This window comes from Aeromonas sp. ASNIH2 (assembly GCF_002934795.1).
Classification (GTDB): Bacteria; Pseudomonadota; Gammaproteobacteria; order Enterobacterales; family Aeromonadaceae; genus Aeromonas; species Aeromonas caviae.
In genome coordinates this window covers 4,324,951-4,345,991 of the sequence record NZ_CP026406.1, presented here as the reverse complement: position 1 = coordinate 4,345,991, position 21,041 = coordinate 4,324,951, and the positions used below count along the sequence as shown (strand labels likewise).

Annotated in this window: 19 protein-coding genes; 11 read left to right on the top strand and 8 right to left on the bottom strand. The window is 57.2% G+C overall.

Annotation, left to right across the window (positions count from 1 at the left end):
* Positions 1 to 8 precede the first annotated feature (8 nt).
* Positions 9 to 227 carry a translation initiation factor IF-1 gene (gene infA, locus C3F36_RS20720; protein WP_005300033.1) on the top strand — a complete coding sequence of 73 codons (219 nt, stop codon included), beginning with the start codon at positions 9 to 11 and terminating at the stop codon, positions 225 to 227.
* 69 nt (positions 228 to 296) lie between these two features.
* Here infA and clpA read toward each other — a convergent pair whose 3' ends face one another.
* Both clpA and clpS read right to left on the bottom strand, forming a co-directional pair.
* Entirely contained in the window at positions 297 to 2,549 is a 2,253-nt protein-coding gene (gene clpA / locus C3F36_RS20715) for an ATP-dependent Clp protease ATP-binding subunit ClpA (RefSeq protein WP_010674511.1), read from the bottom strand.
* Positions 2,550 to 2,609: 60 nt separating this feature from the next.
* Positions 2,610 to 2,927: an ATP-dependent Clp protease adapter ClpS gene (clpS, locus tag C3F36_RS20710; RefSeq protein ID WP_005325410.1), complete on the bottom strand. Its 318-nt coding sequence runs from the start codon at positions 2,925 to 2,927 to the stop codon at positions 2,610 to 2,612.
* A 228-nt stretch (positions 2,928 to 3,155) separates the two neighbouring features.
* On the opposite strand from clpS, the gene cspD reads away from it, so the two are divergent.
* Positions 3,156 to 3,374 carry a cold shock-like protein CspD gene (gene cspD / locus C3F36_RS20705; protein ID WP_010674510.1) on the top strand — a complete coding sequence of 73 codons (219 nt, stop codon included), beginning with the start codon at positions 3,156 to 3,158 and terminating at the stop codon, positions 3,372 to 3,374.
* 116 nt (positions 3,375 to 3,490) lie between these two features.
* Here cspD and asd read toward each other — a convergent pair whose 3' ends face one another.
* Positions 3,491 to 4,603, bottom strand: coding sequence for an aspartate-semialdehyde dehydrogenase (asd, locus tag C3F36_RS20700; protein WP_104455834.1), 1,113 nt, complete (start codon positions 4,601 to 4,603; stop codon positions 3,491 to 3,493).
* Positions 4,604 to 4,942: 339 nt separating this feature from the next.
* Between asd and sugE the strand changes: the two genes are divergently transcribed.
* On the top strand, positions 4,943 to 5,257 hold the full coding sequence (gene sugE / locus C3F36_RS20695) for a quaternary ammonium compound efflux SMR transporter SugE (RefSeq protein ID WP_049637155.1): 315 nt from the start codon (positions 4,943 to 4,945) through the stop codon (positions 5,255 to 5,257).
* Positions 5,258 to 5,474: 217 nt separating this feature from the next.
* Here the strand turns inward: sugE and C3F36_RS20690 are convergent, their stop codons facing one another.
* Positions 5,475 to 6,158, bottom strand: coding sequence for a B3/B4 domain-containing protein (locus C3F36_RS20690; RefSeq protein WP_104455833.1), 684 nt, complete (start codon positions 6,156 to 6,158; stop codon positions 5,475 to 5,477).
* 332 nt (positions 6,159 to 6,490) lie between these two features.
* Here C3F36_RS20690 and ycaO point away from each other — a divergent pair, with 332 nt between their 5' ends.
* From ycaO to istB, 5 genes are all read left to right on the top strand, one after another.
* Positions 6,491 to 8,251 (top strand): 30S ribosomal protein S12 methylthiotransferase accessory factor YcaO, encoded by a 1,761-nt coding sequence (gene ycaO / locus C3F36_RS20685; protein WP_104455832.1) that lies wholly within the window; start codon positions 6,491 to 6,493, stop codon positions 8,249 to 8,251.
* A 381-nt stretch (positions 8,252 to 8,632) separates the two neighbouring features.
* Positions 8,633 to 9,481 carry a formate transporter FocA gene (gene focA / locus C3F36_RS20680; RefSeq protein WP_010674505.1) on the top strand — a complete coding sequence of 283 codons (849 nt, stop codon included), beginning with the start codon at positions 8,633 to 8,635 and terminating at the stop codon, positions 9,479 to 9,481.
* Positions 9,482 to 9,522: 41 nt separating this feature from the next.
* Entirely contained in the window at positions 9,523 to 11,805 is a 2,283-nt protein-coding gene (pflB, locus tag C3F36_RS20675) for a formate C-acetyltransferase (protein WP_010674504.1), read from the top strand.
* A 366-nt stretch (positions 11,806 to 12,171) separates the two neighbouring features.
* On the top strand, positions 12,172 to 13,737 hold the full coding sequence (gene istA / locus C3F36_RS20670) for an IS21-like element ISAs27 family transposase (RefSeq protein WP_043851823.1): 1,566 nt from the start codon (positions 12,172 to 12,174) through the stop codon (positions 13,735 to 13,737).
* Positions 13,738 to 13,759: 22 nt separating this feature from the next.
* Positions 13,760 to 14,515: an IS21-like element ISAs27 family helper ATPase IstB gene (istB, locus tag C3F36_RS20665; protein WP_043851824.1), complete on the top strand. Its 756-nt coding sequence runs from the start codon at positions 13,760 to 13,762 to the stop codon at positions 14,513 to 14,515.
* A gap of 334 nt (positions 14,516 to 14,849) precedes the next feature.
* On the opposite strand, the gene C3F36_RS20660 is transcribed toward istB, so the two are convergent.
* Positions 14,850 to 15,305, bottom strand: a complete 456-nt coding sequence (locus C3F36_RS20660) for a YcgN family cysteine cluster protein (RefSeq protein WP_104455831.1) — start codon at positions 15,303 to 15,305, stop codon at positions 14,850 to 14,852.
* Between the two features lie 342 nt (positions 15,306 to 15,647).
* A complete protein-coding gene (locus tag C3F36_RS20655; protein WP_104455830.1) occupies positions 15,648 to 16,253 on the bottom strand; it encodes a hypothetical protein in 606 nt (201 codons plus the stop codon).
* 395 nt (positions 16,254 to 16,648) lie between these two features.
* Here C3F36_RS20655 and C3F36_RS23445 point away from each other — a divergent pair, with 395 nt between their 5' ends.
* The 3 genes from C3F36_RS23445 to C3F36_RS20645 all read left to right on the top strand — a co-directional run bounded on the left by C3F36_RS23445 (position 16,649) and on the right by C3F36_RS20645 (position 18,808).
* Entirely contained in the window at positions 16,649 to 16,984 is a 336-nt protein-coding gene (locus tag C3F36_RS23445; RefSeq protein ID WP_158656176.1) for a hypothetical protein, read from the top strand.
* A gap of 88 nt (positions 16,985 to 17,072) precedes the next feature.
* Positions 17,073 to 18,277, top strand: a protein-coding gene (locus C3F36_RS20650) for an IS3 family transposase (RefSeq protein WP_104456103.1) whose coding sequence is annotated in 2 segments (ribosomal slippage) — positions 17,073 to 17,391 and positions 17,391 to 18,277 — 1,206 coding nt in all. Because the reading frame shifts where the segments join, the coding sequence is not laid out codon by codon here.
* A gap of 201 nt (positions 18,278 to 18,478) precedes the next feature.
* Positions 18,479 to 18,808 carry a lysozyme inhibitor LprI family protein gene (locus C3F36_RS20645; RefSeq protein WP_158656175.1) on the top strand — a complete coding sequence of 110 codons (330 nt, stop codon included), beginning with the start codon at positions 18,479 to 18,481 and terminating at the stop codon, positions 18,806 to 18,808.
* A 106-nt stretch (positions 18,809 to 18,914) separates the two neighbouring features.
* Here C3F36_RS20645 and sucD read toward each other — a convergent pair whose 3' ends face one another.
* Both sucD and sucC read right to left on the bottom strand, forming a co-directional pair.
* Positions 18,915 to 19,787 (bottom strand): succinate--CoA ligase subunit alpha, encoded by an 873-nt coding sequence (gene sucD, locus C3F36_RS20640; RefSeq protein WP_005300222.1) that lies wholly within the window; start codon positions 19,785 to 19,787, stop codon positions 18,915 to 18,917.
* Positions 19,787 to 20,953, bottom strand: coding sequence for an ADP-forming succinate--CoA ligase subunit beta (sucC, locus tag C3F36_RS20635; RefSeq protein ID WP_005300220.1), 1,167 nt, complete (start codon positions 20,951 to 20,953; stop codon positions 19,787 to 19,789). The genes sucD and sucC overlap by 1 nt, the downstream gene beginning before the upstream one ends.
* Between the last annotated feature and the right edge of the window lie 88 nt (positions 20,954 to 21,041).

Sequence of the window (21,041 nt, the reverse complement as noted above, 5' to 3'; positions counted from 1 at the left end):
AGGATTCAATGGCTAAAGAAGACAGTATTGAGATGCAGGGTACCATTCTCGAAACCTTGCCCAATACCATGTTCCGTGTGGAACTGGAAAATGGTCACGTGGTTATCGCTCATATTTCCGGCAAGATGCGCAAAAACTACATCCGTATCCTGACTGGGGACAAAGTAACGGTGGCTCTGACTCCGTACGATCTCTCCAAGGGACGTATTGTTTTCCGCTCTCGCTAAGCCAGGAATTCAGCAAAAAACCCCAGCCTCTCGGTTGGGGTTTTTTGTCATTTCCGGCCTTGCTCACAGTCAGTGAGAGACAGCTTCAACGTTGACCTGAAAATCAAAGCTGAGGCTGTTGTTCACCAGCTCGACCTTCACAATGCCGCCATCGACCAGGGAACCGAACAGGATCTCGTTGGCCAGGGGCTTCTTGAGGTGCTCCTGAATGACCCGGCCCATGGGTCTTGCTCCCATTGCCCTGTCATACCCTTTCTCTGCCAACCAGTGGCGCGCTTCTTCAGACACCTCCAGTGAAACGCCCTTGGCATCCAGCTGAACCTGCAGCTCGACGATGAACTTGTCGACCACCTGATGGATCACTCCCATGTCGAGATGGTTGAACCAGATGGTGTGATCGAGCCGATTGCGGAACTCCGGACTGAACGTCTTGTTGATCACCGCCATGGCATCGTGGCTCATGTCCTGCTGCTGGAAGCCGATGGACTTGCGCTGGGTTTCCTGAACCCCTGCGTTGGTGGTCATCACCAGGATCACATTGCGAAAATCTGCCTTGCGCCCGTTGTTGTCCGTCAGGGTACCGTTGTCCATCACCTGCAGCAGCAAGTTGAAGACATCCGGGTGCGCCTTCTCGATCTCGTCAAGCAGCACGACGGAGTGCGGATGCTTGAGGACGGAGTCGGTCAACAGCCCTCCCTGCTCGAATCCCACGTAACCGGGAGGAGCCCCTATCAACCGGGACACAGTATGGCGTTCCATGTATTCCGACATGTCAAATCGCAATACCTCGACCCCGAGCGCCTTGCCAAGTTGCTGGGTCACTTCGGTCTTGCCCACCCCGGTCGGGCCGGCAAACAGGAAGCAGCCCACAGGTCGGCGTTCGTTGCCAAGCCCTGAACGTGACAACCGAATGGCATCGGTCAGCACCTCGATGGCCTTGTCCTGCCCGAACACCACCATCTTGAGATTACGCTCCAGATTCTTCAGCACTTCCTTGTCGGAGGAGGAGACAGATTTCTCGGGAATACGGGCAATCTTGGCAACAATGGCTTCGATTTCCGGCACATTGATCACCTTCTTGCGCTTGCTGACGGGCAAGAGGCGTTGCCCTGCCCCCGCTTCGTCGATGACGTCGATGGCCTTGTCAGGCAGATGGCGATCATTGATGTACTTGGCGGAAAGCTCCACCGCCGCCCGGATCGCCTTGACGGTGTAACGCACGCCATGGTGAGACTCATAACGGCTCTTGAGTCCCATCAGAATGCGAGTGGTGTCGTCTACTGTGGGTTCGACGATGTCGATCTTCTGGAAGCGGCGAGCAAGGGCCCTGTCCTTCTCGAAGATCTGGGCATATTCTTGGTAGGTGGTGGAGCCCACGCAGCGCAGCAAACCATTGGAGAGCAGCGGCTTGATGAGGTTGGCCGCATCCAGCTGCCCACCGGAAGCCGCACCAGCGCCAATGATGGTGTGGATCTCGTCGATGAAGAGGATGGCCCCCTCCTGACGTTCGATCTGCTTGAGCAGCACCTTGAGGCGCTTCTCGAAGTCACCACGATACTTGGTGCCCGCCAGCAGGGAGCCCATGTCCAGGGAGTAGATGGTGCTACCCGCAATCACCTCGGGCACATCCCCCTTGACGATACGGTAGGCAAGCCCTTCGGCGATGGCGGTCTTGCCCACGCCGGCTTCCCCGACCAGCAAGGGGTTGTTCTTGCGGCGGCGGCACAATACCTGAATGGTGCGATTGAGCTCCTGATCACGGCCGATGAGCGGATCGATGCGCCCCTCCAGCACCAGCTGGTTGAGGTTGGTGGCAAAGCTTTCTATCTGGGCAGAGGATACCTCGTCATCAGATTCCGCATTGTTGCCACCACTCTCGGGCTTGTTGTCCTTGCGCACCCCGTGGGACAGGAAGTTCACCACATCCAGGCGGCTTATTTCGGCTTTTTTCAGGAAGTAGGCGGCCTGGGACTCTTGTTCGCTGAAGATGGCAACCAGGACATTGGCACCGCTCACCTCGGTATTGCCGGACGACTGGACATGGAAGACGGCACGTTGCAGCACGCGCTGGAAGCCCAGCGTCGGCTGGGTTTCCCTGTCTTCGTCGTCACGGGGGATGAGCGGGGTCGTTTGATTGATGAAGGCGCGGATCTCTTTGCGCATCTGTTCCACATCCGCACCACATGAACTCAGCGCCTCATGGGCTGAGCTGTTATCCAGCAGGGCCAACAACAGGTGCTCGACGGTCATGAATTCGTGGCGCTCGTCACGGGCCAGTTTAAAAGCCTCGTTCAGCGTCTTTTCTAGATCTTTGTTCAACATAGGCACCTCCCCTCAGTACAGCAACAATGCGGTGTCGTTATCGCCATCAAGTCATCAGATTCAAGCCTTTTCCATGGTACATAGCAGTGGATGTTCGTTGTTACGTGAATAGGTGTTGACCTGGACCACTTTGGTCTCGGCAATCTCGGCGGTAAATGTGCCGCAGACTCCCTTACCACTATAATGCACGCTCAGCATCACCTGAGTGGCCTTCTCCAGATCCATACCAAAGAACCTTTGCAGCACCTCCACCACGAACTCCATCGGTGTGTAGTCGTCGTTGTTCAGGACGACCTTGTACATGGGTGGCGGTTGCAGCTTCGTTTTCTCTGCCTCTGCAATCTCTTCATTAGCAAAGAGTTCTTTCTGCTTGCTCATAGTTGCGCTTTGGTACCTCTAGATTACTACCGTGTCGCTCAAGATTGTCAATAGACTTGTTAACCAGATCACATCGGTTGTTAACAACTTCTTGACTCGCTTAAAAGTTGGACTAGATTGGTTACTTGCTAATCGGCGCCCGTCTGCTACGGGGTCATGCCCTAGTTATATAAGGCTGGCGCAGGTTACTCAACGACTTCAGGGTAATCAATAAAAGGATGTAGATGTATGGCAACCGGAACAGTCAAGTGGTTCAACAACGCAAAAGGATTTGGGTTTATCTGTCCGGAAGGCGGTGGTGAAGACATCTTCGCTCACTACTCCACGATTCAAATGGAAGGTTACAAGACCTTGAAAGCAGGTCAGGCAGTCAACTTTGAACTGCAGCAGGGGCCGAAAGGAAATCATGCCTCTGTCATCGTGCCAAACGAAGCACAGAACATCTAAGAGTCAAACTGGATAAATTAAAAAGCGGCATCCCAAGGGATGCCGCTTTTTTATGGACAGGCACGAAGAGGGGAACAAGAAAGGCCAGGCCTTCCTTGTTCCCTGCTGCAGCTACCTCAGCGGGCCAGCAGGATGTTGAGCATGCGACGCAGCGGCTCGGCGGCGCCCCACAGCAACTGGTCACCCACGGTAAAGGCGGCCAGGTATTCCGGGCCCATGTTGAGCTTGCGCAGACGACCGACCGGGATGCTGAGGGTGCCGGTGACGGCAGCCGGGGTCAGCTCGCGGGCGGTGATGTCGCGATCGTTGGGGATCACCTTAACCCAGTCGTTGTGGGCGGCCAGCAGAGCTTCGATCTCCGCGAGGGGCACATCTTTTTTCAACTTGATGGTGAAGGCCTGGCTGTGGCAGCGCAGGGCGCCGATCCTCACGCACAGACCATCCACCGGGATGGCTGCACCGTCGATGCCGAGGATCTTGTTGGTCTCAGCCTGACCCTTCCACTCTTCGCGGCTCTGGCCGTTGTCGAGCTTGGTGTCGATCCAGGGAATGAGGCCACCGGCCAGCGGCACACCGAAATTGTCCACCGGCAGGGTGCCGGAGCGGGTCTTCTCGGTGATCTTGCGCTCGATGTCGAGGATGGCGGAGGCGGGATCCGCCAGCTCCACCGCCACTTCATCCCGCAGCATGCCCATCTGGGTGACCAGCTCGCGCATATGGCGGGCACCACCACCGGAGGCCGCCTGATAGGTGGCCACGCTCACCCACTCCACCAGATCGGCCTTGAACAGGCCACCCAGGGCCAGCAGCATCAGGCTGACGGTGCAGTTGCCGCCAACGAAAGTCTTGATGCCGTTGTTCAGGGCATCTTCAATGACGTCGCCGTTGACCGGATCCAGGATGATAACGGCGTCCTTCTCCATGCGCAGGGAGGAGGCGGCATCAATCCAGTAGCCCTGCCAGCCGGCGGCTTTCAGGCGCGGATAGACATCCTTGGTGTAGTCGCCGCCCTGGGCGGTGATGATGACGTCCTGCGCGGCCAGCGCCTCGAGATCGAAGGCGTCCTGCAGGGTGCCGGCATCGACGCCAAAATTGGGGGCGGCCTCACCGGCCTGGGAGGTGGTGAAGAAGGTGGGTTGAATGCGGGCAAAATCCTTCTCTTCCTGCATCCGGCTCATCAACACCGAACCCACCATGCCACGCCAACCGACCAAACCTACTTTTTTCATAATGTCCTACCCTGGATAGCTGCTTATAGAAATCGTGTGTGGTACCCGTGACCCCTGCCTTGGCGCCAGCCGTTTACAAGGGATTCACAATATATGAGTTGCAAAAAATGCGTCTGTCCACATTACGGATTGTGACGGCGGGCGCAAGTCGAATTGCGCAATATTCTGTGCCATTCGCTGCAATATCCGTCGGCCTGGCCGATCTGCGGGCAGCCGGTTGGCATCCTGCCTCCAGTTGGGGCATCATTGAGACCGACCGGCAGCCCCGCTGCCCCTCGGGGACGGCCCCGAGGCCTCCTGATACGCAGGGACGACCCTGCTTCCTGCGGAATCTGCCTCATGTCCTGGTTGCTATTGCTGTTGGCCGGCCTGTTCGAGGTCGCCTGGGCCATCGGCCTCAAATACACCGACGGTTTCAGCCGTCCCTTCCCCACCCTGCTGACCCTGATCGCCATGGCCGTGAGCGTGCTGCTGCTCGCCATCGCGGTCAAACAGCTGCCCCTTGGCACCGCCTATGCGGTCTGGACCGGCATCGGCGCGGTCGGCACCGTGCTGATGGGGATCTGGCTGTTCAACGAACCGGCCACCCTGGCCCGGGTGCTCTGCCTGCTGCTCATCATCATCGGCATTCTGGGGTTGAAGTTCATCGGTTAGGCGCGCTGAAAGGGCCGGGTACACCGGCCCCGACGTGGCAAGTTCCAGGGGGCGATGTCAGCCCGGCGTGTTGCGGTGTTCCTCTGCTTGCTGATGTGTTCGCAGGCGGTGGGGAAAGGCGGGCGGCACAGACGTGGCATGGCGAGCAAGATCCGCCCCATGGCCGCCCGTCGAGCATGGAGCGCCTCCTTTATATCCCGTTCGTTTGCGCCTTCAATCACTCCACCAGCGTCTGCTCGATGCGGGCCCCAGGCATCATCTGCGTGAGACCGGCAATCAGCCTGTCACCGGCCTCCCACAAGGCCGTGCGCGGCATCGGCGGCAGACACTCCAGAATGAACCACATCCGGAGGGAAGAGAGGCTCAGGCGAGTGCGGATCCCCTGGCGCCAGTTCCAGCGGCGACAGGTGACGCCGAGATCGTCCCGCCACACCACCTCTCCGGGAGCCGGTGCCTCCTGGATTGGCAGCCCTTCTTTGAGGGTGTCAAAGCATTCGCTGCCATCGGCAATCACCAGGCGCGGCGCTCCCACATAGGCCGCCAGATCCTCCCCGCCCACGGGAATGGCATACTCGATGCTGATGGCGTTGTAGAGATCGACCACGGGATCGATGGCGGGCAAGACGCCATCGCGCAGCACCCGCTTGCGCAGTGCCTGGGCCGAGCAGGGCGTGCGGGCAGGCTTGGCGCCAAACCCCTTGAACACCTGATCCCAGGCGGCCAGATGTTCAAGGGCCCAGGGGGCCTCGTCGGTGCCAAGGGCCGCACATGCCCGGGCCAGGGCCCGCTCCCCCACCAGAGTGTCAATCACGGGGGCGGCTTCCACTACGATGCTGAGGGCACAAAAGCCCGGCGCCAACCTGGCTATCTCGGGGTCTATACGGGGGATCATCGGGAACATTCAGCACTCCTGGTCAAGGTTCATCAAGACGGGGGGGAACGGGCACGGGCGCTCCCCTCTTTTCCTTCCCCCGCCAACGGTTGGCGCCATGATGAAGGGCACAGGGTCATAATAAAATTTACTTTATCTTAATTATGTTAAGTAAAACTGATGACCCAACCCTCTTTCCCATGAAAAATCGCCGCCCCGCAGCGCACCGCCCGGTCCCACTACCACACCCCGCCCATCCAATGCAGGCCTGGGCAAGCCCACACCATTGCCCTGGCCGCTTTCCCCGTCACTCATGCTATTATCTGCGTCCAAACATGAGCCCATAAAATCAGGACATTGTGATGACCGACCACACTTTTATTCCCGGCAAGGACGCAGCGCTGGAAGACTCCATCGAACGCTTCCAGACCAAGCTGCAAGCCCTGGGGTTTGATATCGAAGAGGCCTCCTGGCTCAACCCCGTGCCCAACGTCTGGTCCGTGCACATCCGGGACAAGGAGTGCGCCCTCTGCTTCACCAACGGCAAGGGTGCCAGCAAGAAGGCGGCCCTCGCCTCCGCCCTTGGCGAGTATTTCGAGCGTCTCTCCACCAACTACTTCTTCGCCGACTTCTACCTGGGCGAGCAGGTCGCCAATGGCGACTTCGTCCACTACCCGAACGAGAAGTGGTTCCCCATCGAGGGGGATCAGCTGCCCGCCGGTCTGCTCGACAGCTTCACCCGCAAGTTCTACAACCCGGACGGTGAAGTGACCGCCGACATGCTGGTGGACCTGCAATCCGGCAACGAGGAGCGCGGCATCGTCGCCCTGCCCTTCGAGCGCCAGTCCGACCACCAGACCGTCTATATCCCGATGAACATCGTCGGCAACCTGTATGTTTCCAACGGCATGAGCGCCGGCAACACCCGCACCGAGGCCCGCACCCAGGGGTTGTCGGAGGTGTTCGAGCGCCACGTGAAGAACAAGATCATCGCCGAGGCCATCAGCCTGCCCCAGATCCCGGGCGAGGTCATCGCCCGTTACCCCGGCATCAAGGCGTCCATCGATGCACTGGAGGCCGAAGGCTTCCCCATCTACAGCTTCGATGCCTCCCTCGGCGGCCGTTATCCGGTCATCTGCGTGGTGCTGCTCAACCCGAGCAACGGCACCTGCTTTGCCTCCTTCGGCGCCCACCCGCGCTTCGAGGTCGCCTTCGAGCGCACCGTCACCGAACTGCTGCAAGGGCGCAGTCTCAAGGATCTGGACGTCTTCGTGCCGCCGTCGTTTGACAACGAGCAGGTGGCGGATCACCACAACCTGGAGACCCACTTCATCGACTCCTCCGGCCTCATCAGCTGGGATCTGTTCAAGGAAGAGTCCGACTTCGAGTTTGCCGACTGGGACTTCCGTGGCACCTCGCAAGAGGAGTTCGACCACCTGATCGGCATCTTCCACGAGCTGGAGCAGCCGGTCTACATCGCCGACTACGAGCACCTGGGTGTCTACGCCTGCCGTATCCTGGTGCCCGGCATGTCCGACATCTATCCGGTGGAAGATCTGCTGCTGGCCAACAACACCATGGGGGCCCACCTGCGGGAGACCATCCTGGCGCTGCCGGCGCTCGAGTGGGACGCAGAGCAGTACATGGCCCTGTTCGACCAGCTGGATGAAGAGGGGCACGACGAGCGGACCCGGGTGCGCGAGCTGCTCGGCATCGCCGCCGCCAAGGGCACTGCCCTGCACACCCTGCGCGTCGGTGAGCTCAAAGCCATGCTGGCGCTGGCCGCTGGCGACCTGGAGAGCGCCCTCGACCTCATCGACTGGACCATGGAGTTCAACCAGTCGGTGTTCCCGGCGGATCGCGCCGCTTACTACCGCGCCCTGCGCGCCTGCGTCGAGCTTTTCCTCGACGAGGATCGCGACCCCGAGCAGTACCGCCCGGTGTTCGCCCGCATGTTCGGGGAAGAGACCCTGGCACAGGCGTGGGCCAACGCCCGCGGCGAGGCGCGCTTCCACGGTCTGGAAGCCGCCGATCTCTCCCTCTCCCAGTTCCCGCTGCACCAGAAACTGCTGGCCGCTTACGAGAAATTGCAAAAAGCCAAACGAATCCATACCTGGAACTGATATGCTAGCGTGACGAAGGGGCCTTATGGCCCCTTCTGTTTTATGGTCTACGCTTTGGCTGGCCGTGCCACAAAGATGAAATAAAAGACAAAAAATACCTCTTAGGGGGTTGTTAATTTGGCACTCATGGTGCAGTGCGGCCGCAAAGGTGCCTGGCCGGTACTTTTTTAAGGGTGTCCTTTATAAGTTCTTAAAAATCATAAAATTAATAACAGACTCATTTCTGTTTCACCTGAAACCTGGTGTAAAGAAACGCTTCCGGATGGCGAAAAATCCTGTAGTAAAATTACATTCACAATCTGTAATTCTTGATCGGAGTCAATTTTGGGGATCAGCCCCTTTGTTATGATTTCCACAGGCAAAATATGCAGGTACTGAGAATTGAAAGCAGAATCTCCCTTTGATTGTCTGAAGCCCGAAGCCATCGCCGCCCTGGCCGAAGACATTACCTATGCCAAGGCCACCAAGCCCGCATACAAGGTCATTCCCCTGGCCATCACCGCTGGCGCCTTCATCGCCATCGCCTTCGTCTTCTATATCACCGTCACCACGGGCTCAAGCGGCATGGCCTGGGGCATGTCCAAGCTGGTGGGCGGCATCTGCTTCTCCCTCGGTCTCATCCTCTGCGTCCTGCTCGGCGCCGAACTGTTCACCTCCACTACCCTCACCCTGGTAGCCAAGGCGGCGAATCGCATCAGCTGGGCCCAGTTGCTCAAGAACTGGGGACTGGTCTACTTCGGCAACCTCATCGGCGGTCTCATCATCGTCGGCCTCATCATCATGTCGGCGGAATACACGGCAGCGGATGGTCAGTGGGGGCTGAACGCCATGAAAGTGGCCCAGCACAAGATCCATCACACCTTCTTCGAGGCCGTGGCCCTTGGCATCCTCTGCAACCTCATGGTGTGTCTCGCCGTGTGGATGGCCTTCGGCGCCCGCAGCGCCACCGACAAGGTGATGGTGATGCTGCTTCCCGTCGCCATGTTCGTGGCCTCCGGTTTTGAGCACAGTATTGCAAACATGTTTATGATCCCGGTCGGTATCGCCATCCACAGCGTCGCGAGCCCGGAATTCTGGCAGGCCATCGGCCAGGATCCGGCGACCTTTGCCGACCTGACCGTGTCCAACTTCGTCCTGCACAACCTCATCCCTGTCACCATCGGTAATATCATTGGTGGTGGCGTCATGGTTGGGCTGACTTACTGGTTTATCTTCCGTCGCCATCATTAAGGATGGCGGCAGACACATAAATACCTTGAGAGGTAATGAAAATGGCAGAACTTAACGAACAGTTCCAAAAAGCATGGGAAGGCTTCGCAGCCGGTGAATGGCAGACCTCTGTCAACACCCGTGACTTCATCCAGAAGAACTACACCCCGTATGAAGGTGACGAGTCCTTCCTGGCTGGCGCGACCGAAGCCACCACCAAGCTGTGGGACAAGGTCATGGAAGGCATCAAGATCGAGAACCGCACTCACGCGCCGGTCGATTTTGATACCGACCTGCCCTCCACCATTACCGCTCACGATGCCGGCTATATCGACCAGAGCCTGGAGCAAATCGTTGGTCTGCAGACCGACAAGCCGCTCAAGCGCGCCATCATCGCCAACGGCGGTATCAAGATGGTCAAGACCTCTTGCGAAGTGTACGGTCGTCAGCTTGACCCCATGGTCGAGAAGATCTTCACCGAGTACCGCAAGACTCACAACCAGGGCGTGTTCGACGTCTACACCAAAGACATCCTGAACTGCCGCAAGTCCGGCGTCATCACCGGTCTGCCGGATGCCTACGGCCGTGGCCGTATCATCGGTGACTACCGTCGTGTTGCCCTGTACGGTATCGACTTCCTGATGGCCGACAAACTGGCTCAGTTCAAGTCCCTGCAGGCTGACCTGGAAAACGGTGTCAACCTGGAAGCCACCATCCGTCTGCGCGAAGAGATCTCCGAGCAGCACCGTGCCCTGGCCCAGATGAAAGTGATGGCTGCCAAATATGGCTGCGACATCTCCGTACCGGCCAAGACCGCCAAAGAAGCCGTACAGTGGACCTACTTCGCCTACCTAGCGGCGGTCAAGTCCCAGAACGGCGCCGCCATGTCCTTCGGTCGTACCTCCAGCTTCCTGGATATCTACATCGAGCGTGACCTGCAAAAAGGCCTGATCACCGAGCAAGAAGCCCAGGAGCTGATGGACCACATGGTCATGAAGCTGCGTATGGTTCGCTTCCTGCGTACCCCGGAATACGATTCACTGTTCTCCGGCGACCCGATGTGGGCTACCGAGACCCTGGCCGGTATGGGCGTTGACGGCCGTACCCTGGTCACCAAGAACAGCTTCCGTATGCTGAACACCCTGTACACCATGGGCCCGTCCCCTGAGCCGAACCTGACCATCCTGTGGTCCGAGAAGCTGCCGGTCGGTTTCAAGAAGTACTGCGCCAAGGTATCCATCGAGACCTCTTCCGTTCAGTACGAGAACGACGACCTGATGCGTCCGGACTTCAACAACGATGACTACGCCATCGCTTGCTGTGTGTCCCCGATGATCGTCGGCAAACAGATGCAGTTCTTCGGTGCCCGTGCCAACCTGGCCAAGACCATGCTGTATGCAATCAACGGCGGTATGGACGAGAAGCTCAAGATCCAGGTCGGTCCGAAGACCGAAATGGTCACCTCCGAGTACCTCGATTACAACGACGTGATGGACAGACTGGATCACTTCATGGACTGGCTGGCCAAGCAGTATGTCGCCGCCCTGAACATCATCCACTACATGCACGACAAGTACAGCTACGAAGCCTCCCTGATGGCGCTGCACGACCGTGACGTCTATCGCACCATGGCCTGTGGTATCGCCGGTCTGTCCGTAGCCGCTGACTCCCTGTCTGCCATCAAGTACGCCAAGGTCAAGCCGGTACGTGATGCCGATGGCGTCTCCATCGACTTCGAAATCGAAGGCGAGTACCCGCAGTTCGGCAACAACGACGCTCGCGTCGATGACATCGCCTGCGACCTGGTCGAGCGCTTCATGAAGAAGATTCAGAAGCTGAACACCTACCGTGGTGCCGTGGCTACCCAGTCCGTGCTGACCATCACCTCCAACGTGGTGTACGGCAAGAAGACCGGTAACACCCCGGATGGCCGTCGTGCCGGTGCGCCGTTCGGCCCGGGTGCCAACCCGATGCACGGTCGTGACCAGAAGGGTGCCGTTGCTTCCCTGACTTCCGTTGCCAAGCTGCCGTTCGCTTACGCCAAAGATGGTATCTCCTATACCTTCTCCATCGTGCCGAACGCGCTGGGTAAAGACATGGAAGCCCAGAAAGCCAACCTGGCCGGCCTGATGGATGGTTACTTCCACCACGAAGCCAACCTGGAAGGTGGTCAGCACCTGAACGTCAACGTGATGAACCGTGAAATGCTGCTGGACGCCATGGAAAACCCGGAGAAATATCCGCAGTTGACCATCCGCGTATCCGGTTATGCCGTTCGCTTCAACTCCTTGACCAAGGAGCAACAGCAAGACGTCATCACCCGTACCTTCACCGCTTCTCTGTAATAGAGTCTCGGTGAACAAAAACCGGCGCCAAGGCGCCGGTTTTTTTATGGCCGTTAGCCGGTGTGCAAGCCGCTTCCTACCTCACAGGCCCCCTGAATCACAGGCTCTGAGCCGCCCCCTCCGCCAGACATTGGCCCCCATCACGCCTCTCCACTGCCCTCCTGCATATTCCCACGCATGGCGATCGCTCAATAACATTCATGCCGATCACGTAATAACATCCATGCCGATCACTCAATAACATCCCACGCCGATCACTTTTTACCCTCGATGGGAAACCATGATCGGCATCCATGTTATTGGTGACTTTTTCTCCCCGCTTCGTTAAACCCGCACTTTCCCATCTGCTCCAACAGAGGAACGTGCATGTCTGCGAGGCCTATCACTGTGAGAAAACTCAAAGAAATTCTTCGCCTTAAATATCAGGCTCAACTGGCTCATCGGCAGATCGCCCTCAGCCTGCATATCTCTCCTAGCACCGTATCCTATTACCTCAACCGGGCGGCTCAACTGGGTATCATGACCTGGCCCCTGTCTGAGTCCTGGGATGATGTCTCCCTGGAGCGCGCATTTCTCAAGACCTGCTCTGTCCATAAAACTCAGCACAAACCCACTCCCAACTGGGCCTTGTTGCATCAGGAACTCAAAAAACCAGGTCAAAAAGGCGTGACCCTCGAGCTGCTATGGCAGGAGTACGCCGAGCGCCATCCAGGCTCCCACTACAGCTACAACCACTTCTGTCGGCTCTATAAAGAGTGGGCGGCGCTGCTGCAACCCTCGATGCGGCAGACCCATATTGCGGGCGAAAAACTCTTTGTCGACTACTGCGGCCAGACCATGCCCATTGTCGATCCGCATACCGGCGAGATCCTTTACCGGGCCCAGATCTTTGTCGCCGTGCTGGGGGCCTCCAACTACACCTTTGCCGAGGCCACCCGCTCCCAGCAGCTCGATGACTGGGTGATGAGCCACAAGCGCGCTTTCGAGTTCTTTGGCGGTGTGCCGCAATTGGTGGTACCTGATTGCCTCAAGAGTGCCGTCAGCGTGGCGCGCAATACCGATCCGGATCTCAACCCTACCTACCAGATGCTGGCGGCCCATTTCGGTACGGCGATCATGCCCGCGCGGCCCCGCAAGCCGAAGGATAAGTCCAAGGCGGAGGTGGGCGTGCAGATCGTCACCCGCTGGATCCTGGCGGTGCTGCGTCATGAAACCTTCCATAGCCTGGCCCAGCTCAATCAGCGAATGGGTGAACTGCTGACCCGGCTCAACCAGAAATCCTTCCAGAAGCTGCCTGGCTGCCGTGCCTCACTGTTTGCCGAGCTCGATGCACCGGCGCTCAAGCCGTTGCCGGATTATCCCTATCACTACACCAAAGTAGTGCCGGTGCTGGTTGGTAAGGACTACCACGTCGATCTGGAAAAGCACTATTACTCAGTGCCCTATGCCTTGCAGGGCAAGCGGCTGGAGGCGCATCTGGCCGAGCATACCGTCACGCTGTACCACGCGGGCAAGATCGTGGCCGAACACCAGCGGAGTCATCACAAAGGCCAGCACAGCAGCCTGCGTGAACACATGCCCGCGCATCATCAGGCACTGCTGGAGTGGTCGCCAGAGCGACTGCTTGGCTGGGCGGCGTCCATCGGCCCCTACACCACGCATTGGGTGGATGGCTTTATCCGGCAGGCAGAGCATTCGACGCAAGCGGTGCGCCCTTGCCTGGCCTTGCTGGGGCAGAGCAAAACCTATGGCAAGGAGCGGCTGGAAGCGGCCTGCCTCCGGGGGCACCTGACCGGCGCCAACCGGCTGCACAACATCCGCAGCATGCTCAAGCATGGCCTGGAGGAGCAACAACTCATTGCCAACGAGCGACAGGATCCGCTGCAAGACATCCGTCATGACAATGTCCATGGCGAGCACTACTTCCACTAACCCCACGGATCAGGAGAAGCCGATGCAATTACACCTCGATGAACAACTAAGCCGCCTGCACTTGAGCGGCATGAAACAGGCTCTGAACCAGCAGCAGGCCCAGAGCATGCTGTACCTGGATATGGGTTTTGAAGAGCGGCTGCAACTATTACTGAGCCATGAGCTGGTGCAGCGGGAGCAGAGGAAAACCAACCGCCTGGAGAAGCAAGCCCGGTTCCGGCTAGCCGGACAGGTGGAGCAGCTCGACTATCGGGCGGGTCGAGGCGTGAGCAAAGCGCAGATCCGCCAACTGCTGGAAGGACACTGGCTGAGTCATCAACAAAACCTGCTGCTAACGGGCGCGGCAGGCTGTGGCAAGAGTTACCTGGCGTGTGCCCTGGGCCGTTACTTTATCCGGCAAGGAGTGGGCGTGCGGTATTACCGGCTGAAAACCCTACTTGAAGAGATGCGACTGGCCCAAGCGGATGGCAGCTATCCGAAACTGCTGGAGCGGGTAAGCAACATAGGGGTACTGATCCTGGATGACTGGGGCATGGAGATGCTGGACGCGAGCGAACGCAGCAACCTGCTGGAGATCATCGATACCCGCTACGGCAACGTCTCAACGATAGTGGCGAGCCAATTGCCGGTGGAGAAGTGGTACGGGATGATCGGAGAGGCAACCTTCGCCGAGGCGATCTTGGACCGACTGATCCACAGAGCGGTGCGCGTGACCTTAACGGGAGAATCGATGAGAAAACAGGGCGCCAACTTGACCGATGCCGATCAGGCGGAGTAAAAGGAAGACGCTATAAACGCGGGCAGAAAAAAAGTGATCGGCATGATGTTATTGGCTGATCGACATGATGTTATTAGCCACCTCCCGCACTTGATGCACAGATGCGCTCATCGGCACTCAGGTACTCAGGTACTCAGGTACTCAGGTACTCAGAACAGAGAAACGTTATCGTCGCGGACGCTGTAAAACATCCCCCGATCCCTTCCCTATCCCCTTGGGAGAGGCCAGGCTGAGGGAAACAACGCTACATCGCCAGAAGACGCCAGAAAGCAACAAGGGCAGCGGAGTATCACTCCCCTGCCCCTGTAGTAAGCAATAAACGGCGGATTAAGGCTTAGCTCGCCCAGGTGATGATATGGTCGGCCCAATCGCCGGCATGTACCTCATGGATCACCTTGCCGCGCACCGACTGGCCGGCCTGGTGCATGGCGCTGCGGCTGCCGGTGATAAGGGGATGCCACTCTGGCAGACTCTGCCCCTCCGCCAGCAGGCGATAGGCACAGGTGGAGGGCAGCCAGTTGAACTCGGCAATCTTGTCGTGAGTGATCTGCAGGCAGTCCGGCTCTTTTTTAAAGCGGTTGCCGTAGTCGGAGCACTGGCAGGTCTTGGTATTGAGCAGGTTGCAGGCCACGTTGGTGAACACCAGCTCCTCGGTATCCTCGTCAATCAGCTTGTTCAGGCAGCACTTGCCGCAGCCGTCGCACAGGGACTCCCACTCCGTCATGGTCATCTGTTGCAGACTCTTCACCTGCCAAAAGGGGGCGTTCTGCACGGGTTCACTCTGCTGCATAAAAATGGGCTCACTCAATACACTGACAAGCGCGTGGTTATACGCCCTATGACCCGATTTTTCAAGGTTTGCGACAGAGCCAAAGAGACGCTACATGATCCTGTTCTTGATGATATCTAACCAATTAACCGGCCCATTAAAACTGCTATTCACATCAACATGGTCACCACAACCGAGGTTGCAGGCTTTGCTTCCTCTGCAGTAGCGAGGGCGCCCCCTTCCTCCCCATGCATTCGTCCTCCAGAAACGACAAAAGATGCCAAGGCGACCAAAAACTAGAAGGGCCAAAAACGATGAAGCTCTGAAGATATCAGGCCATACCAACACTGGCACGGTAGCGATTCAACCGGTAGATGCAGAAGTGTCGTGTGGCTGATGCATTGCGATAAATTCACGCCATTCAGGTTCAAGCTCCAAGGCAGACTGCCTCTCTTGGCTTAAGGACAACCAAAATGGTAACCACAAATACGTCCACCAGTATTCCATGTCTCCCTGTAGTGAGCCCAACCCTTCGGGGTCAATCCATGGGAATGAGTCTGCAGGAAGAGGTGGCGCTAATCTCGTCTGCTGGAGAGTTTCAAGCACATCAAGGTCATTACAGGCAAACGAGACTGTCGTTCCAGCAAAAGAAGGGTGCAAGAAAAGCATGACTTTCTTGCTAACTGGATCCCCTGAACGACTTAATACCTGTGTGTTCAAATCAGGGCTCACTACATAGCCTGTTTGGGCAAGAGCTTGGAAAAATATCGCCAGACTATCCTCTGAAACAAGGAAACGAATAAGATAAGCCTCGATTGAAGGCTCTGGTGGTAGTGGCATTGGGTACCCGCTGTACGCACTTTCTGGCACTTTGAGGCATCCAGTTCCCCTGAAAATATCTTTCATGTCAGGAGGTGATGCTTCCTTTTTTCTTCCAAACAAGTGATTCAGCATGTACATAATTTCCATAAGGGAGATCCACTATCTATTCGGAGTCATATTGTCTGGCAGAGGCAATGAAAATATCACTAATCAATCCTATGACAATTCCCTCTGGGCCAACACCTCTCCCTAGAGTGTTTTATAAAATGTCACCTTCCACAATTTATACCAAGATCGTATGTCAATACTTGCCTCGTGAGATGCTTATCAAAACAGGTAAAAAAATAGGTCGAGGTCAAAGGGTAGCTGCTCCAGATTGCGTGCCCCACACTCCTCCAAGGTGATCCTCTCCCGAGTTTCCCCCGGTAATATTGACAGGTGACGGGCCTCGAATGAGTTGATATCCTAGGCGCTTTGCTCTCTGTCATGGATATTTAGCCTCCGAGAGGCCGTTGCATGGCATCATTGACTTGGTAAAAGATATGAACTTTAAAGTAATGGCAGTAATAATCGGAGTCAGTGCATCAAGCCCCGCTTTTGCTGGGTTTTTCGATGTAAAAGAAGAGTCAGCACCATTTAAATGCGGAAGAGAGGATGCTGTGTCTGCTCTTGTGCAGACACTTCGCGATGATGCATCTCCAATGCTGAAGTCAAGGTATGCAAAGACCGCCAGTACCGAGCAACTTAGCCAATTTCAGGCAACCCTTGATGCTATTAATGTTCAAGCATCAGAGGTCACAACGGTTGACAAGACAGATGCCTCACTGAACTGTATCGCGACTATCACAATGACAATACCTATGGAGCTTAAAGACTAGATTGGCCCCTTGAAGATCCAGACACTTCGCCCCTCTTAACTTAAGAGGTAGTCTTGGAGCTATGTTCAGTACTAGTCACAACGAGAAGATGGTCGAAGTGTTACCAGGGGCCGAGCGCCGTCGACGCCGGACTCCACAAGAAAAGATCGCCATCGTGCAGCAGACCTTTGAGCCCGGGATGACCGTCTCTCATGTTGCTCGCTTGCACGACGTCAACGCAAACCAGCTTTTCAAATGGCGTAAGCAATTCCAAGAAGGGTCTCTCACGGCGATCACCGCCGGTGAGGATGTTGTTCCTGCTTCCGAGTTGGCTGCTGCCATCAAGCAGATCCGAGAGCTTCAGCGTCTGCTCGGGAAGAAGACCATGGAGAACGAGATCCTCAAAGAAGCCGTGGAGGTTGGTCGAGCAAAAAAATGGATTGCGCATGCGCCCTTGTTGCCGGGGGACGACGATTAAGTGCTGTGAGCCAGGCTCTTAATGTATCGCGTGCGCAGCTATCCGTTCGTGTTCATCGAAAACCGGGTTGGCAAGATGGTCGTCATCATCGCCAGCGTGATGATGCAGCCTTACTTGGCCGTATCATGGAGGCGATGGCAGAGCTTCCCTCCTATGGCTATCGCCGGGTCTGGGCGCTGTTACGGCGTCAGTCTGAGGCAACAGAACAACCTGTGGTAAACGCTAAGCGGGTATATCGCGTCATGCGCGAGCATGGCTTGCTGCTGGAAAGAAAACCAGCTGCACCATTGGCCCAGCAGGCACATAAGGGGCGTGTTGCCGTCAAGGAGAGCAATCGACGGTGGTGCTCAGATGGCTTCGAGTTTCGCTGCGATAACGGTGAAAAACTACGTGTCACGTTCGCCATGGATTGCTGCGATAGGGAAGCGTTGGACTGGGCGGCCAGTACTGGGGGTTACGATAGTGACACTGTGCAAGATGTCATGCTGAGGTCTGTCGAACGTCGCTTTGGGGATTCGTTGCCGGCATCACCGGTGGAGTGGCTGACTGATAATGGCTCGGCGTATCGAGCCCATGAGACCCGCGCGTTTGCACGAGAAATCGGGTTGGAGCCCAGAACGACAGCAGTGAGAAGCCCACAGAGTAACGGTATAGCGGAAAGCTTCGTGAAGACGATGAAGCGAGACTATATCGAGATGATGCCAAAACCGGATAGCCGAACAGCGGTAGGCAATTTGGCTATCGCGTTTGAGCATTATAACGAGCACCACCCGCACAGCGCCTTGGGATACCGTTCACCACGGGAATTTCTGCGCAGTCGGGTATCACAACCCTAAGCGGGAAAAAGTGTCTGGACCTATGGGGTCAAATCCAAAGACGTTGCGGATAAGGTTCCCGCGGTTTACAACGAATTCCTGAACCATAGTGATGCGACAAGCAGAAATAACGACTTAATATGGAAAGACAGAACTTACAGTCTACGTCTGGCAGATAATGGCACAGACATCTCCGTCAGAGGGACGAACTTCTATTCTCCAATGTTAACTCTGGTAAACGCTGCCTCTATCGCAACCAGAAAAGATGAGATCCTCAAGGAGAACGATCCTTCAATGGTACCGGCAGCCAAGGAACTCTATATGGCCGAGGATAAAGAGCTGAATCGTATCTGGGGAGCAATTCCCAAGTCATTCCGTTCATCAATGATGGATTCACAAAGGCAGTGGGTCATTGCCAAAGCCAATACTTGCGGTTCTCTAAGTAGAGCCAACTCCCCAGATGAAGCAGTCAAAGACAGGGTTGAAATCTTCAAGTGCCAAACAGACTTCACCAAAGAGCGAATTCAATTCTTGACTGCAGGTCAGAAATAATAGGCTGGCATATAACAGTCATCGAGAAAACTCTTATCTCAGAATACTAGCAATAAAAATGCCGCCTCAAAGGGCGGCATTTTGCTATCTGAGATAACAGGCTAACTTACCAGCCGGTTACTTCACGCAGGGCCTTGCCGATATCGGCGAGCGACCGCACGGTTTTCACGCCAGCATCTTCCAGGGCGGCAAATTTCTCTGCGGCAGTACCTTTACCACCGGCGATGATGGCGCCCGCATGACCCATGCGCTTGCCAGCCGGGGCGGTGACGCCCGCGATGTAGGAGACCACCGGCTTGGTGACGTGGGCCTTGATGTAGGCAGCCGCGTCTTCCTCGGCATTGCCGCCGATCTCGCCGATCATCACGATGGCTTCGGTCTGCGGGTCATTCTGGAACATCTCCAGAATGTCGATGAAGTTGGAGCCCGGGATGGGGTCGCCACCGATACCGACGCAGGTAGACTGGCCGAAGCCCTCGTCCGTGGTCTGCTTGACCGCTTCGTAGGTCAGGGTGCCGGAGCGGGAGACGATGCCCACCTTGCCCGGCTTGTGGATGTGGCCGGGCATGATGCCAATCTTGCACTCACCCGGGGTGATGACACCCGGGCAGTTCGGGCCGATCATCCGCACGCCGGTTTCCTGCAGCTTCACCTTGACGTCCAGCATGTCCAGGGTCGGGATGCCTTCGGTGATGGTGACGATGAGCTTGATGCCGGCATCGATGGCTTCCAGGATGGCGTCCTTGCAGAACGGGGCCGGTACATAGATGACGGAGGCGGTGGCGCCGGTGGCTTCCACGGCATCACGGACGGTGTTGAACACCGGCAGACCCAGGTGAGTGGTGCCGCCCTTGCCCGGGGAGACGCCGCCGACCATCTGGGTACCGTAGGCAATGGCCTGTTCGGAGTGGAAGGTACCCTGACCGCCGGTAAAGCCCTGGCAGATCACCTTGGTGTCTTTGTTGATCAGAACGCTCATTATTTGGCCTCCGCTGCTTTTACCACTTGCTGAGCTGCGTCAGTCAGACTCGTTGCGGCGATGATATTGAGGCCGCTGTCGGCCAGTTTACGGGCACCCAGTTCGGCATTGTTGCCTTCCAGACGCACCACCACGGGCACTTTCACACCCACTTCTTTGACGGCGCCGATGATGCCTTCCGCGATCATGTCGCAGCGCACGATGCCGCCAAAGATGTTGACCAGCACGGCTTGTACCTTGCTGTCGGAGAGGATGATCTTGAAGGCCTCGGTCACGCGCTCCTTGGTGGCGCCGCCGCCGACGTCCAGGAAGTTGGCAGGTGAACCGCCGTGCAGGTTGACGATATCCATGGTGCCCATGGCCAGACCGGCGCCGTTGACCATGCAGCCGATGTTGCCATCGAGCGCCACATAGTTCAGCTCCCACTGGGCGGCGTGCGCTTCGCGGGGGTCATCCTGGGACGGGTCGTGCATCTCGCGCAGCTTGGGCTGACGGTACAGGGCGTTGGCGTCGATGTTGATCTTGCCGTCCAGGCAGTGCAGGTTGCCCTTGTCGGTGATGACCAGGGGGTTGATCTCCAGCAGGGCGAAGTCGCAGTCCAGGAACATCTGGCCCAGGCCCATGAAGATCTTGGTGAACTGCTTGATCTGATCGCCGACCAGACCCAGCTTGAAGGCCAGCTCGCGGGCCTGATAAGGCTGCGGGCCTACCAGGGGATCGATGGCAGCCTTGTGAATGAGTTCCGGGGTTTCGTGGGCGACTTTCTCAATCTCCACGCCACCTTCGGTGGAAGCCATGAAGACCACGCGGCGAGAGCCACGGTCGACCACGGCGCCCAGGTACAGTTCCTTGGCGATGTCGGTGCAGGACTCCACCAGGATCTTGGTAACCGGCTGACCGTTGGCGTCAGTCTGATAGGTCACCAGATTCTTGCCGAGCCAGTTCTGGGCGAAGGCGCGGATCTCGTCCTTGCTCTTGGCCAGCTTGACGCCGCCCGCCTTGCCGCGGCCACCGGCGTGGACCTGGCACTTGACGACCCAGGTGTTGCCGCCAATCTTGTCGGCCGCTTCGGCCGCTTCCTGTGGGGTGGCACAGGCATAACCTTCGGAGACCGGCAGGCCATACTCGGCAAACAGCTGTTTTGCCTGATATTCATGCAGATTCATAGATGCTCTATCCGTGTTGTAGGTATTTCCGTCCGGGGCTCGTGTTTCTCAATCCCCTGTGAATGGGGGCCTGGGCGGCCCCTCGTTA

Bases quoted from the DNA above. Each gene is read 5' to 3' on its own strand.
- infA (WP_005300033.1), top strand. From the start codon at position 9: ATGGCTAAAGAAGACAGTATTGAGATGCAGGGTACCATTCTCGAAACC.
- pflB (WP_010674504.1), top strand. From the start codon at position 9,523: ATGGCAGAACTTAACGAACAGTTCCAAAAAGCATGGGAAGGCTTCGCA.
- clpA (WP_010674511.1), bottom strand. From the start codon at position 2,549: ATGTTGAACAAAGATCTAGAAAAGACGCTGAACGAGGCTTTTAAACTG.
- clpS (WP_005325410.1), bottom strand. From the start codon at position 2,927: ATGAGCAAGCAGAAAGAACTCTTTGCTAATGAAGAGATTGCAGAGGCA.
- C3F36_RS20690 (WP_104455833.1), bottom strand. From the start codon at position 6,158: ATGTTCCCGATGATCCCCCGTATAGACCCCGAGATAGCCAGGTTGGCG.
- istB (WP_043851824.1), top strand. From the start codon at position 13,760: ATGCAATTACACCTCGATGAACAACTAAGCCGCCTGCACTTGAGCGGC.
- sugE (WP_049637155.1), top strand. From the start codon at position 4,943: ATGTCCTGGTTGCTATTGCTGTTGGCCGGCCTGTTCGAGGTCGCCTGG.
- asd (WP_104455834.1), bottom strand. From the start codon at position 4,603: ATGAAAAAAGTAGGTTTGGTCGGTTGGCGTGGCATGGTGGGTTCGGTG.
- istA (WP_043851823.1), top strand. From the start codon at position 12,172: ATGTCTGCGAGGCCTATCACTGTGAGAAAACTCAAAGAAATTCTTCGC.
- C3F36_RS20660 (WP_104455831.1), bottom strand. From the start codon at position 15,305: ATGCAGCAGAGTGAACCCGTGCAGAACGCCCCCTTTTGGCAGGTGAAG.
- C3F36_RS23445 (WP_158656176.1), top strand. From the start codon at position 16,649: ATGAACTTTAAAGTAATGGCAGTAATAATCGGAGTCAGTGCATCAAGC.
- ycaO (WP_104455832.1), top strand. From the start codon at position 6,491: ATGACCGACCACACTTTTATTCCCGGCAAGGACGCAGCGCTGGAAGAC.
- cspD (WP_010674510.1), top strand. From the start codon at position 3,156: ATGGCAACCGGAACAGTCAAGTGGTTCAACAACGCAAAAGGATTTGGG.
- sucD (WP_005300222.1), bottom strand. From the start codon at position 19,787: ATGAGCGTTCTGATCAACAAAGACACCAAGGTGATCTGCCAGGGCTTT.
- C3F36_RS20655 (WP_104455830.1), bottom strand. From the start codon at position 16,253: ATGGAAATTATGTACATGCTGAATCACTTGTTTGGAAGAAAAAAGGAA.
- C3F36_RS20645 (WP_158656175.1), top strand. From the start codon at position 18,479: ATGTTAACTCTGGTAAACGCTGCCTCTATCGCAACCAGAAAAGATGAG.
- sucC (WP_005300220.1), bottom strand. From the start codon at position 20,953: ATGAATCTGCATGAATATCAGGCAAAACAGCTGTTTGCCGAGTATGGC.